A 12,029-nucleotide genomic window follows, 5' to 3' on the forward strand; every position below is an offset into this window, starting at 1 on the left:
CCCTCGGTCCCCCTTTGATGCGGAGCACAGCTATTTATTGACTTCTACATCCGCCCCGCTGATTGAATTGCGACCGTATCAGCGCGCCGGCCAGCCGCGCTCGATCAGCGCGCGCAGCGGAGCGAACAGCTCGGCGGCCGGCGGCAGCGCGTCGAGCGCGAACCACTCCCACCGCTCGCAGCGGTGCGGCTCGCGGTTGACCGGCTCGCCGACGACGCCCGCGACGCGGTGGTGCAGCGTGATCCAATGCTGGCGGTCGGCCGGGAAGACGTCGCTGGTGAAGCCGACCGCGCCGGCGCTCGCCCCGGCCAGGCCGGTCTCCTCCTCCAGCTCGCGCAGCGCGGTCGCCGCCGGCTCCTCGCCGGCGTCGACCGCGCCGCCGGGCGGGGCCCATGTGCCGGCGCCGTGCGCGCCGCGGCGCAGGCCGAGCAGCAGCTTCCCGTCTCGCACGACGAGCGCGCTGACGCCGACCGACGGCGCTCGCGGCACCGGCTCGAAGAGGTGGGCGGCTGCGTCGCGGGAGAGCTGCGTGCCGGGCCGCGGACGCTCCCACGCGGCCAGCTGGTCGAGCAGCAGTCCCGCGTCGGCGCTGCGCAGCACCAGCCGGCGGTTCTCGCCGCGCAGGAAGCGCTCCCGCACCGCGTGGTCGAGCAGCTGCTCCAGCTCGTGCCAGTAGCGCGCCACGTCGAGCAGGCCGACCGGCTTGTCGTGGATGCCGAGCTGCGACCACGTCGCCGCCTCGACCAGCTCCTCCAACGTGCCGAGCCCGCCGGGCAGCGCGACGAACGCGTCGGCCAGCTCGGCCATCAGCGCCTTGCGCTCGTGCATCGACTCGACGACGCGCAGCTCGGTGATCCCCGGATGGCCGATCTCGCGCTCGTCCAGCGCGCGCGGCAGCACGCCGATCACCTCGCCGCCGGCGATCATCGCCGCGTCGGCGACCGCGCCCATCAGCCCGACCTGCCCGCCGCCGTAGACGATGCCGATCCCGCGCTGCGCCAGCAGCGTCCCGAGCCGCGCCGCCGCCGCGACGTAGGCCGGATCGGCGCCGGGATTCGACCCCGCGTACACGCACACGCGTCTCAGCTGCATGGGGCTGATCGTCGCACGGACGCAAGGAGCTTGGCCCGCGCACGAGCTGCCGAAAGCTCCACACCGCTCCCCGGCGGTCTTGCATTCGGTGCGGCGAGCTGCGTAGGATCGCCCGGCGTTTCCGGAATCACGTTCCCGCTACAGGAATCGAGAGGAGAACCACCTGATGGGTTCACGTCTTCGTGCAGCCGTCGCCGCAGCCGCGCTGCTCGGCGTATGCACGGTCGGATCGACCGCCGCGCAGGCATACACGCTGCCGCCCGCCAACGGTCAGTTCGACTACCAGATCGGCGCGCCCTACACCCCGGTCGCGGCCGTCAGAGTCGTCAGCCGCGACCGCCTCGTCAGTCCCGTCGACCCGCCCGGCAGAGCGGTCTACGACGTCTGCTACGTCAACGCGTTCCAGACCCAGCCGGCCGAGGTCGAGTGGTGGAGACTCAACTACCCGACGCTGCTGTTGAGAGACAGCAGCGGCAACTACGTCATCGACGGCGAGTGGAACGAGATCCTGCTCGACACGCGCACGAGCGCCAAGCGCACGACGCTCGTCGGCATCCTCGGCGCGTGGTTCGACAGATGCAAGGCCGACGGCTTCGACGCGATCGAGCCCGACAACCTCGACTCGTGGGACCGTTCCAGAGGCCTCATCACGAGAGCGAACAACCTCGCCGTTATGAGAGCGATGGCGACCGAGGCGCACACCGCGACGGTCGGAACGGACAGAAGCGGCGTCGCGATCGCGCAGAAGAACACGTCCGAGATCGCGCCGCAGCTCGACGGCTACGGCTACGACTTCGTGATCGCGGAGGAGTGCCAGCTCTACTCCGGCTCCTCCACGACGATCCGCGAATGCGTCGACTTCCAGACCTACTACGGCAACCTCGTCTACGAGATCGAGTACACCGACAACGAGCCGCTCTACCCGGGTGACGACCCCGACTACCCGAGCGGCGGGACCGGCTTCTACGCGGACGCGTGCAGAGCCCGCGGCGCAAGCATCTCGGTGATCCTGCGCGACCGCTACGTGACCGCCGACACCCACCCCGACTACGTCTACAGAGCATGCTGAGGAGCGTGACGACGATGAATTCACGGATACGCGCGGCGGCGGTCGCCGCCGCCCTGCTGGGCGTCTTCGCGTTCGGCGCGGGGACCGCACAGGCGGTCGACCCGCCGCGCGCGCTGCCGCCCGCCGACGGGCAGTTCGACTACCAGATCGGCGGCCCCTACACCCCGCTGTCGACCGTCAGAGTCGTCAGCCGCGACCGGCTCGCCAGCCCCGTCGACCCGCCCGGCAGAGCGGTCTACGACGTCTGCTACATAAACGCGTTCCAGACGCAGCCGGACGACATCACGTGGTGGGAGGCGAACTACCCCGACCTGCTGCTGAGAGGCAGCAGAGGCAGCTTCGTGATCGACGGCGCCTGGGGCGAGAACGTGCTCGACACGCGCACCGCGACCAAGCGAACGAGACTGATCGCGATCCTCGACGCGTGGATCAGAAGATGCGCGGCCGACGGCTTCGACGCGATCGAGCCGGACAACCTCGACTCGTGGACGCGCTCCGACGACCCCGACACGAGCGCGTACGACGAGCTGCTGAGACAGGCCGACAACCTGATCGTGATGGAGGCGATGGCGAGAAGCGCGCATGCCGCAGGCCTGGCGATCGCGCAGAAGAACACGAGCGAGATCGCCCCCGACCTGCACGGCTACGGCTACGACTTCGTGATCGCGGAGGAGTGCCAGCGCTACAGCGGCTCGCTGCCGAGAACCCGCGAGTGCGACGACTTCCTCGCGCTCTACGGCAACCTCGTCTACGAGATCGAGTACACCGACTACGCCCTCAGCGTCTACAACAACGCGTGCACGGCGCGCGGGGCGAGAATCTCGGTGATCCGCCGCGACCGCAACGTCGTGCCGAGAGGGAGAGCCGCCTACAGATACAGCTACTGCTAGACCGGCACCCGGGGAGCCCGCCGCGCCCACGCGGCGCGGCGGCCCGGCCCGTCAGCGTCTGATCCGGTCCAACGTGTCGCAGCCGCTGTTGCGGGCCGTGCTGCCGCAGAAGTCGATCTGGTCGCGGTCGAACGGGAGGATCTTCATCGTCGCGGCGGGATCGCGGTCGGACTCCGTGCAGTCGGACACTCTCCACCACACGTAGGGCGTCGTGTAGCTGCCGTCGGCGCCGGCGATCTGGAATCTCGTGCCGGCCGGCTGGTAGACGCACGCCGAGTCGTCGATCGTGACGTTCGTCAGCGCCGTCGCCTCGAAGCCGCTACCCGCTTGCTCGACCCGCAGCTCGCCGCCGCCGTCGCGGTAGCGCCAGTCGCCGAGGATCGGATCGACCGATCTGCACCACGGCAGCGCCATCGGACCGACGATCGTCTGGCTGCCGACGTCGAGGGTGAACTGCCGGATCAGCAGCTCGGCGATCAGCTTCGCGGACAGCCGCGCCTGCGCCTGGCAGGTGCCGGAGGCGGGCGCCTCGAGCACCAGCTCGGGACCCATCTCCAAACGCACGTTGGCGATCTTCGGCGCGCCGACGCCCGCCTCGACGAAGAAGCCGCCGGACGCCTGCATGTCGAGCGCGACGCTGCCGTCGACGACCGTTCTCGGCGTCGTCGTGCGCTGCAGCCAGCCGGAGGAGCCGCGCGCGGTGTCGGCGTCGAGCGTCAGCGCGACCGCGTGGTCGACGCTCGCGCGCTCGCCGGTCTGCGTCATCGACGCTCTCGCGACGAGCTTCGCGCCGAAGAAGAACGGCACCACGATCGGCCCGATCGGGATCGGCACGAACTGCGTGAAGCCGGCGAGCGTCTCGCTGCACTTGAGCGCATCGCCCGGGTTCAGCGCGAACCGCACGAACCACTCGCCCGACGTGCGGATGTGGACGCGTGGGTTCAGCACGCTCCACTCCAGCTGCTCCAGACGCGGGTCGCGCAGACCGAGGTCGAACGACGGCCCCGCCGAGCGCGTCACGTCGCTGTCGATCCGGCAGGGGACCGACTTGAGGAATCTGAGCCCGCCGACTCTCGGCTCCGGGCCGACCGTGTCGGCCGCCGCGTGCGCCGCGCCGGAGCCGCTCGGCGCCCAGCCGCGGAACTCCGGCACGACCTCCGTCACCGGCACCGAGCGCAGGCCGAGCGTGACGCGCGCGCCCCGGGTGCGCACGCGCGTGATGCGCGAGATCAGCCCGTGCGGGAACGTCGCCGTGGGCCCAGACGTGAGGTAGCCGCCCGCTCTGTAGCGGGTCCCGCCGCGCGGCACCACGATGCCGGCCGGGTCCTCCGGCGCTCCGAGCACGTCGGTCACGCGGCGCGGCGCGCGCGCGACGCCCCCGCGCATCACCATCCCCCAGCCGCCCTCCAGCCGCGCGCGCCCGCCCGCTTTCACGCGCACCGTCGCGCGGCGTCTCGACGGCAGCGCGATCGAGCCCTTCGCGATGCCGCGCCGCGCGCGCGTGAACGTCACGCGCCGCAGCGTCAGCACGTAGCTGCCCGGTCTGACGCCGCGCAGCGTCGTGCGCGCGCTGCGCAGCTCGCGGCTCAGCCCCGGTCCGCGCAGCGTCGCGCCGGCCGGCTGTCCTTGCGGCAGGCCGGTCAGGCGGACCTCCAGCGTCCCACGTCTCGCCGGCGCGGCGGTCGCCGGTGCGGGGGCCGCCGCCCAGACGGCGGCGGCCAGCGCCGCCGCGACGAGCGCAAGCGCCCACGGGCGACACGCAGGGGAACTCGACATCAGCGATGCACCTTCCATCGGTCGGGGACGACGACGTGCGAACCGGACCGCACACTACCTCGCCCCCGCAGCTCCGTAGGATCCGCCGGATGGCGGACAGCGGCGGACACGAGAGCGTCGACCGCGCGCTGCGCGTGATCGAGCAGCTCGGGACGAGCGGCAGCGGCTACACGCTGGAGGAGCTGGCGGAGGCGACGGCGGTGCCGAAGTCGACGCTGCACCGCACGCTCGCCGCGCTGAAGGCGCGCGGCTACGCCGCCCAGCCCCGCGCCGGCGGCGTCTACACACTCGGCCCGCAGCTGCTCGCGGTCGCGTTCGGCTTCTACGAGCGGCTCGACGTGCGCGGGCTGATCCACCCGCTGCTGGTGCGGGCGCGCGACGCGTTCGGCGAGACGGTCCACATGGGAGTGCTCGCCGGTGGCGACGTCGTCTACCTCGACAAGGTCGAGTCGCTCAAGCCGCTGAAGATGACCAGCGTGATCGGCGGCCGCAACCCCGCCCACGCGACCGCCGTCGGCAAGGCGCTGCTCGCCTGGACGCACCCGTTCGAGCACGAGCTGACGGAGTGGATCGAGACGTACGGCCCGCTGACCGCGCGCACGCCGGACACGATCGTCGAGCCCGAGCGGCTGCACGCGGCGCTGAGAGAGGTGCGCGGGCGCGGCTGGGCGATGGAGTACGAGGAGAGCGAGCCGGGCGTGCGCTGCGTCGCGGTCCCGATCTTCCTCGGCCGCAGCGAGCCCGCGGCGGCGATCAGCGTCGCCGGGCCCAAGCAGCGCCTGACCGACCGTCAGGTGCGCGAGATCGCGCCGAGGCTGCGCGACCTCGCCGGCGAGGCGTTCGGCCCGCCGAGAAGACCGTCGCGAACGAAGGCTTGACTTCAAGCCGACTTTAGGAGTTAGGGTCCGCGACTCCCGATCAAGGAGCAAGACATGACCGTGCTGGTGACCGGTGCGACGGGGCAGATCGGCCGCCTCGTGATCGAGCGCCTGCTCGCCGCGGGCGCGACGGTGCGCGCGCTCTCGCGCGATCCGTCGCGCGCCGCCCTGCCGACCGCCGTCGAGGTCGTCGCGGGCGACCTGACCGTCCCGTCGTCGCTGGCGGCGGCGTTCGACGGCGTCGACGCCGCCCACCTGCTCGCGGCCGTCGGCGACGACTACGGACCCAACCCAGCCGCCGCCGGGATCGTCGCGCAGGCCGAGCGGGCCGGGGTGCGACGCGTCACGGTGCTGTGGCGCGGCGAGGCGGGGCCGCTGGAGCACGCGGTCGCGGCGAGCCGCCTGGAGTGGACGCGGCTGGAGCCGGCCGAGTTCATGTCGAACGCGCTGCACTGGGCCGAGTCGATCCGCTCCGAGGGCGTCGTCCGCGAGCCGTACGCCGACGTGCTCGGCGCCGTCGTCGACGAGGCCGACGTCGCGGCCGTCGCCGCCGCGATCCTCCTCGACGGCGGTCAGGCGGGCCGCGTGCTGACGCCGACGGGGCCCGAGGCGCTGACGCCCCCGCAGCGCGTCGCCGCGCTCGCCGCCGCCACCGGTCGCGAGATCCGCTACGTCGAGCTGACCGACGCGCAGGCGCGCGAGCGCTGGCGCGCGTTCGGGCACACCGACGACCTGATCGAGCTGCTCGCCGGCTACCACAGCGCTCCGCCGCCGGAGTCGTACACGGTCTCCCCGATCGTCGAGCAGCTGACCGGCCGCCCGCCGCGCAGCTTCGCCGCGTGGGCGCAGGAACACGCCGACGTGTTCGGCCGCGTCAGCCGGCCTGCGGCGGTCTGACGCCGCCGCCGAGGTACAGCTCGGCGACTCTCGGGTCGTCGAGCAGCGCCCTCCCCGGTCCCTCGAAGCGGTTGCGGCCGAGGTCGAGCACGTAGCCGCGGTTCGACATCGCGAGCGCGCGGCGCGCGTTCTGCTCCACCATCAGCACGGTCACGCCGTGGCCGTTGATCTCGGCGACCTTCGCGAAGATCACCTCGACGAACTCGGGCGAGAGGCCGGCGGAGGGCTCGTCGAGCAGCAGGATCTCCGGCGACGGCATCAGCGCCCGCGCCATCGCGACCATCTGCCGCTCGCCGCCGGACATCGTGCCGGCCGGCTGGCGGCGGCGCTCGGCCAGGCGCGGGAACATCGCGTACATAGCCTCCTCGCGCTCGCCGACGTCGACGTCCTTGCGCGCGAGCGCGCCCAGCTCCAGGTTCTCCTCGACCGTCAGGCTCGGGAAGACGTTGCCGAGCTGCGGCACGTAGCTGACGCCAGCGCGCGAGATGTCGTGCGTCCGCGAGCCGCCGATCGACTCGCCGCGCAGCACGATCGTCCCCGCGCGCGGCTTCAGCAGCCCGAAGACGGCCTTCAGCAGCGTCGACTTGCCGGCGCCGTTGGGGCCGACGATCGTCACGATCTCGCCCTCGCGCAGCTCGACGTCGACGCCGCCGAGGATGTCGACCTCCGGCACGTAGCCGGCGACGAGTCCGTCGGTGCGCAGCATCATCCGCGCTCCCTCGCCGTTCCCGCTCACGCCGCCCCGCCCAGGTACGCGTCGATCACGCGCTGATCGGTCCGCACCGACTCCGGATCGCCGTCGGCGATCACCCTCCCCTGCGCCATGCAGACGACGCGGTCGGAGTGGCCCATCACGACCTCCATGTCGTGCTCGATCAGCAGGAAGGTCGTCCCGTCCCGCTCGCGCAGTGCGTGCACGTGCTCCAGCAGACGACCGCCGAGCGTCGGGTTGACGCCCGCCATCGGCTCGTCGAGCAGCACCATCCGCGGCTCGACCATCAGCACGCGCGCCAGCTCCAGCAGCTTGCGCTGCCCGCCCGAGAGCGTGCCGGCGTACTCGTCGCGCTTGGCGGCGAGGCCGAACGTCTCCAGCAGCTCGCACGCACGCTCCTCCACCTCGCGCTCGCGCCGGTGCGCGGCGCGCGGGTGGATGCAGAGGCCGACGATGTGCTCGCCCGGCTGGTGCGGCGCCGCGAGCGTCATGTTGTCGATCACCGGCATCGCCGCAAGCGCCTTCGTGATCTGGAACGTGCGCACCATCCCGCGGCGCGCGATCGCGTAGGACGGCTTGCCCGCGATCGAGCGCCCGTCGTACTCGACCGTCCCCTCGGCACCGTGCTCGAAGCCGGTGACGACGTTGAAGAGCGTCGTCTTGCCGGCGCCGTTGGGGCCGATCAGCGCGGTGATCGAGCCGCGTCGCACGTCGAAGCTGGCGCCGTCGACCGCGCGCACGCCGCCGAACCGCTTGACGACGCCCTCGATGCGCAGCAGCGGCTCGCCGACGGGCGCCGTGTCGGTCGTGTCAGTCACGCAGCACCATCTCCTCTCGCTTGCCGAGCAGGCCCTGCGGGCGGAACGCGACCAGCAGGATCAGCGCGACCCCGACGATGATGAACCGCAGCGCGGCGACCTTCTCCGCCGCCAACGGCAGGTCGACGAAGCGCGTCGCCTCCAGCAGCGCCCAGATGATCACCGAGGCGAGCGCGACGCCGACGTAGCTGGCGAGGCCGCCGAGGATCAGGATCGTGAAGCCGATGAAGGTGAACTGCGGCTCGAACTCCTCGGGGCTCAGGAACGACAGGTTGAGCGCGAGGAAGTAGCCGGCGATCGCGCCCAGCGCCGCCGCCAGCGCGATCGACTGCAGCTTGTACGCGAGCACGTTCTTGCCGAGCGCGCGCGCCGCGTCCTCGTCCTCGCGGATCGCCCGCAGGACGCGCCCCCACGGGCTGCGCTGCAGCAGCTTCAACAGCACGGTGAGGATCGCGACCGTCGCCCACACGACCAGCAGCAGCGGCAGCAGGAACTGCTCCTGCATCGACTCCGGCAGCCACCCGAGGATCGTGTCGGAGACGTCGAGCCACTGGTCGTCGAAGCCGAGCAGGCCCTGGTTCCCGCCCGTCAGGCCGCGCGCGTTCTGCGCGACGTAGCGGACGATCTCGGCGAAGGCGATCGTGACGATCGCGAAGTAGTCGGCTCGCAGCCGCAGCGACGGCAGGCCGATCAGCACGCCGGCAGCCATCGCCATCAGCGTCGCGACCGGCAGCGCCGCCCACAGCGACCAGCCCGCTCTGACGACGAGGATCCCCATCCCGTAGGCGCCGATCGCCATGAAGCCGGCCTGGCCGAAGTTGATGATGCCGGTGAAGCCGACGTTCAGCTGCAGCCCGAGCGTGAAGATCGCGTAGGTGCCCGCGAGCACGCCGACGCCGATCCAGAAGTCGGCCGAGGTGAGCGCGTCGAGGCTGACCGCGAGGACCGGGCTCATACGGTGCGCTCCTTGCGGCCGAACAGACCCTGCGGCCGCACGATCAGCACCAGGATCAGGATCCCGAAGCCGACGGCGACCTTCCAGCGCGCGTCGATCACGAGCGTCGACCACTCCTGCGCGAGGCCGAGCAGCAGCCCGCCGGCGAGCGCGCCGTAGGCGTTCCCGATGCCGCCGAGGATCACGGCCGCGAACAGGCTCAGCAGCAGGAAGAAGCCGAGGTTCGGCGTCAGCGTGCCGATCGCCGCCGTGTAGAGCACGCCGGCGAGACCTGCGAGGCCGGCGGCGAAGATCCACGTCGCGACGACGACGCGGTCGGTGTCGATGCCGGTCACCTCGGCGAGCGCCATGTCGTCGGCGAGCGCGCGCATCTGCCGGCCCAGCGACGTCAGCCGCAGCATCAGGCCGACCGCGACGAGCGTCGTGATGCCGACGACGACGACGATCAGCTCGGTGCGGCCGATCCGCAGCCCGAGGAACGAGATCGAGTCGGTCACGTCGACGTCGAGCCGGCGCGGCACGGTGCCCCAGATCATCTGGATGCCGTAGCGGAGGACGAACGCGAGCCCGAGCGTCATCAGCAGCAGCTGCAGCAGGCCGGCGCCTCTCGCCCGCATCGGCCGCCACATCGTGCGCTCGGTCAGAACCCCGAGCGCGGCGGTCAGGACGATCGCGAAGAGCGTCGCGGCGATCAGCGGCACGCCCCACGTGACGTTCGCCAGGAACGCCATGTAGGCGCCGAACGTGAGCAGCTCGCCGTGTGCGAAGTTGACGAGCCGCAGCGTCCCGTAGACAAGCGTCAGGCCGACTGCGCCGAGCGCGAAGTAGCTACCCGAGACGAGGCCGTTGACGCCCCGCTGTGCGACGTCGTGCAGGCCGTAGGCGGCGATCAGCACGAGCACGATCACCGCCACGATCGCGAGCGTCACGCCGAGCGGGCCGCGACCGGCCCCGAGCGCCGAGGCGGTCCAGCCCGGGCGCTCGGCGCGCCCGGGCCGGATCGCCGTGTCGGCGGAATTGCTCATCTATCTCTCGGTCGCTCTCGCCTCGAACAGCCGGTCGACTCTCAGCACGCCGTCCGAGCCGTATCTGTAGACCTCGTAGGTGGCGGCCGTCGGGTCGCCGTTGTCATCGAAGTCGATCGGGCCGGTGACGCCGTCGAAGTCGACCTCGTCACCGTTCGCGATCGCTCTGATCCCGTCGGCCAGCTCCAGGAACGTGAATCTCTCGCCGGGAGGGCTGCTGACCGCCTGCATCTGCTCGGCGATGTCGGCGCCGTCGCTCGAACCGGCCGCGAGCGCGGCGAGGTAGCAGAGCATCGTCGCGTCGAAGTTCTGCGCGTCGAACGTCTGCCGCGGGGCGCCGCCGGCCGCTCTGTAGATTCTCGCGAACTGGTCCACGACCGCCCCGGACTCGGGCGTGCCGGGCCGCGTGCCGCGCGCCCCCGCGAGCGCTCTCGTCGGGATCGTGTCGGGGATTCTGTCCGACGCGAGGCCATCCGCGGTGAACAGTCTCGTCGGATCGAATCTGCCCGTCCGCACGAGTGACGCGCCCATCTTCCCGTACGTCTCGAAGAAGTCGATGATCACGTACGCGTCGGGGTTCCCGGCGACGATCTCGCCGGCCTCCGAGTTGTAGCTGGGCTGCTCAGGGTCGTACAGGACGGGACCGGTCGTTCTGCCGCCCTTCTCCTCCCAGGCGGCTCTGAACTTGTCGATGAAGCCCTGGCCGTATGCGTCGTTGCGGGCCGCGAGCGAGATCGTGCCGTCGGTGCCGCCGAGTTCCTCCTCGACGACGTCGGCGAGCGCTCTCGCCTGCAGGTTGTCCGACGGCGCGGTGCGGTAGACGAAGCCGTCGTCGTCGAGGTCGGTGATGCCGGAGTCGGTCGACGACGGCGACACCAGCGGCGTTCTCTGGCGCGCGGCGACCGACTCGGCGACCGCGATCGTCTCCGACGACGCCCACGGGCCGGCGAGACAGCCGGCGCCGCCCGAGATCAGCTGTCGCGCGGCCTGCACGGCGGCCTGCGGGCTGGACTCGGTGTCGCTGTGCTCGACGGAGACGGTCGTGTCGACGCCCGCCTCGCCCATCGCGTCTCTGATCTGCGTGAGCGCCAGGTCGGCCGACTTGCGTCCGGGCGGCCCGAACGGCGACAGGTCGCCGGTCAGCGGCACCAGGTCGCCGATCGTCAGCTCGAACGACGTGTCCGCGGGCGCCTGGGCGGAGCCACCGGTCGTCGTGGCCGTGCCTCCGCCTCCCCCGTCGTCGTCGTCGCCGCCGCAACCGGCGAGTCCGAGCACGATCGCACCAGCGCCGACGGCCAGCATGCGTCGGGCGCGCGTTCCTGCGTACATGGAAACCTCCTCCTCGTTCCACCCCGGGTGTACCCGAGTGGAGGTGCGTCAATCCGCCGGAATGTCGGCGCGCCAGCGCGCAGCCGCCGCGCCGCCCCGGCGGGCTGACGCTCAGCGGCGCGGCAGCGTGCCGTTCAGCACGTAGCGGAGGACGTCGACCACCTGCTCGGGCTCGCGTGCGACGGCGAGCGCGGCACGGTCGACCTCTTTGAGCGCGTGGTCGTGCTGCTCGGGGTGGAGCGTGATCAGCGGCTTGCCGAGCGCGGCCGCGTAACCGGCGTCGAAGGCGGCGTTCCACTGGCGGTACTGCTCGCCGAAGCGGACGACGACGACGTCGGACTGCTCGATCAGCGTGCGCGTGCGGATCGCGTTGAGGCCGGCGCCGACATGGTCCTTCCAGAACGGCTTGTCCTCGTCGCCGAGGATCGCGACGCCGCAGTCGTCGCTCGCCTCGTGGTTCGTCACGGGAGCGCTCAGCTCGACGTCGAGGTCCTCCTCCATGACGGCGTTCGCGATCCGCGCGCGCCAGTCGGAGTGGATCTCGCCGGAGAGGTACACGTGCCAGGGCATGGTCCCCATGCTACGACG

Annotated in this window: 11 protein-coding genes and 2 pseudogenes; 4 read left to right on the top strand and 9 right to left on the bottom strand. The window is 71.7% G+C overall.

The genetic code is table 11. The features are described 5' to 3' along the window. Positions 1–78 precede the first annotated feature (78 nt). Positions 79–489: a nucleotide triphosphate diphosphatase NUDT15 gene (locus CWOE_RS34510; RefSeq protein ID WP_407641509.1), complete on the bottom strand. Its 411-nt coding sequence runs from the start codon at positions 487–489 to the stop codon at positions 79–81. Between the two features lie 60 nt (positions 490–549). Beyond that, positions 550–1,092: pseudogene (locus CWOE_RS34515) on the bottom strand (LOG family protein); the annotation flags it as partial. 166 nt (positions 1,093–1,258) lie between these two features. Here CWOE_RS34515 and CWOE_RS24550 point away from each other — a divergent pair. Both CWOE_RS24550 and CWOE_RS24555 read left to right on the top strand, forming a co-directional pair. Next, on the top strand, positions 1,259–2,161 hold the full coding sequence (locus CWOE_RS24550; RefSeq protein WP_012936353.1) for an endo alpha-1,4 polygalactosaminidase: 903 nt from the start codon (positions 1,259–1,261) through the stop codon (positions 2,159–2,161). 14 nt (positions 2,162–2,175) lie between these two features. Further along, positions 2,176–3,051, top strand: a complete 876-nt coding sequence (locus CWOE_RS24555) for an endo alpha-1,4 polygalactosaminidase (protein ID WP_012936354.1) — start codon at positions 2,176–2,178, stop codon at positions 3,049–3,051. 51 nt (positions 3,052–3,102) lie between these two features. On the opposite strand, the gene CWOE_RS24560 is transcribed toward CWOE_RS24555, so the two are convergent. After that, positions 3,103–4,827 (bottom strand): hypothetical protein, encoded by a 1,725-nt coding sequence (locus tag CWOE_RS24560; RefSeq protein ID WP_012936355.1) that lies wholly within the window; start codon positions 4,825–4,827, stop codon positions 3,103–3,105. An 89-nt stretch (positions 4,828–4,916) separates the two neighbouring features. Here CWOE_RS24560 and CWOE_RS24565 point away from each other — a divergent pair, with 89 nt between their 5' ends. Continuing rightward, positions 4,917–5,705 carry an IclR family transcriptional regulator gene (locus CWOE_RS24565; RefSeq protein WP_012936356.1) on the top strand — a complete coding sequence of 263 codons (789 nt, stop codon included), beginning with the start codon at positions 4,917–4,919 and terminating at the stop codon, positions 5,703–5,705. Between the two features lie 51 nt (positions 5,706–5,756). After that, positions 5,757–6,602, top strand: a pseudogene (locus tag CWOE_RS24570) (NAD(P)H-binding protein); the annotation flags it as partial. Here the strand turns inward: CWOE_RS24570 and CWOE_RS24575 are convergent. The 6 genes from CWOE_RS24575 to CWOE_RS24600 form a co-directional block, all read right to left on the bottom strand. After that, positions 6,580–7,311: an ABC transporter ATP-binding protein gene (locus CWOE_RS24575; protein WP_012936358.1), complete on the bottom strand. Its 732-nt coding sequence runs from the start codon at positions 7,309–7,311 to the stop codon at positions 6,580–6,582. The pseudogene CWOE_RS24570 and the gene CWOE_RS24575 sit on opposite strands and share 23 nt — an antisense overlap. Before the next feature lie 23 nt (positions 7,312–7,334). After that, positions 7,335–8,132: an ABC transporter ATP-binding protein gene (locus tag CWOE_RS24580; protein ID WP_012936359.1), complete on the bottom strand. Its 798-nt coding sequence runs from the start codon at positions 8,130–8,132 to the stop codon at positions 7,335–7,337. Then, positions 8,125–9,087 (bottom strand): branched-chain amino acid ABC transporter permease, encoded by a 963-nt coding sequence (locus CWOE_RS24585; RefSeq protein ID WP_012936360.1) that lies wholly within the window; start codon positions 9,085–9,087, stop codon positions 8,125–8,127. The genes CWOE_RS24580 and CWOE_RS24585 overlap by 8 nt, the downstream gene beginning before the upstream one ends. After that, entirely contained in the window at positions 9,084–10,112 is a 1,029-nt protein-coding gene (locus CWOE_RS24590; protein WP_012936361.1) for a branched-chain amino acid ABC transporter permease, read from the bottom strand. Before CWOE_RS24590 ends, CWOE_RS24585 begins: the two co-directional genes overlap by 4 nt. Then, positions 10,113–11,441, bottom strand: coding sequence for an ABC transporter substrate-binding protein (locus CWOE_RS24595; protein WP_012936362.1), 1,329 nt, complete (start codon positions 11,439–11,441; stop codon positions 10,113–10,115). Positions 11,442–11,552: 111 nt separating this feature from the next. After that, positions 11,553–12,020, bottom strand: a complete 468-nt coding sequence (locus CWOE_RS24600) for a YtoQ family protein (RefSeq protein ID WP_012936363.1) — start codon at positions 12,018–12,020, stop codon at positions 11,553–11,555. Positions 12,021–12,029 lie beyond the last annotated feature (9 nt).

It is taken from the genome of Conexibacter woesei DSM 14684, from assembly GCF_000025265.1.
Lineage (GTDB): Bacteria > Actinomycetota > Thermoleophilia > Solirubrobacterales > Solirubrobacteraceae > Conexibacter > Conexibacter woesei.

Excerpts from the sequence above, each read along its gene's own strand:
- CWOE_RS24550 (WP_012936353.1), top strand. The coding sequence starts at position 1,259 with ATGGGTTCACGTCTTCGTGCAGCCGTCGCCGCAGCCGCGCTGCTCGGC.
- CWOE_RS24555 (WP_012936354.1), top strand. The coding sequence starts at position 2,176 with ATGAATTCACGGATACGCGCGGCGGCGGTCGCCGCCGCCCTGCTGGGC.
- CWOE_RS24560 (WP_012936355.1), bottom strand. The coding sequence starts at position 4,827 with ATGTCGAGTTCCCCTGCGTGTCGCCCGTGGGCGCTTGCGCTCGTCGCG.
- CWOE_RS24565 (WP_012936356.1), top strand. The coding sequence starts at position 4,917 with ATGGCGGACAGCGGCGGACACGAGAGCGTCGACCGCGCGCTGCGCGTG.
- CWOE_RS24575 (WP_012936358.1), bottom strand. The coding sequence starts at position 7,311 with ATGATGCTGCGCACCGACGGACTCGTCGCCGGCTACGTGCCGGAGGTC.
- CWOE_RS24585 (WP_012936360.1), bottom strand. The coding sequence starts at position 9,087 with ATGAGCCCGGTCCTCGCGGTCAGCCTCGACGCGCTCACCTCGGCCGAC.
- CWOE_RS24590 (WP_012936361.1), bottom strand. The coding sequence starts at position 10,112 with ATGAGCAATTCCGCCGACACGGCGATCCGGCCCGGGCGCGCCGAGCGC.
- CWOE_RS24595 (WP_012936362.1), bottom strand. The coding sequence starts at position 11,441 with ATGTACGCAGGAACGCGCGCCCGACGCATGCTGGCCGTCGGCGCTGGT.
- CWOE_RS24600 (WP_012936363.1), bottom strand. The coding sequence starts at position 12,020 with ATGGGGACCATGCCCTGGCACGTGTACCTCTCCGGCGAGATCCACTCC.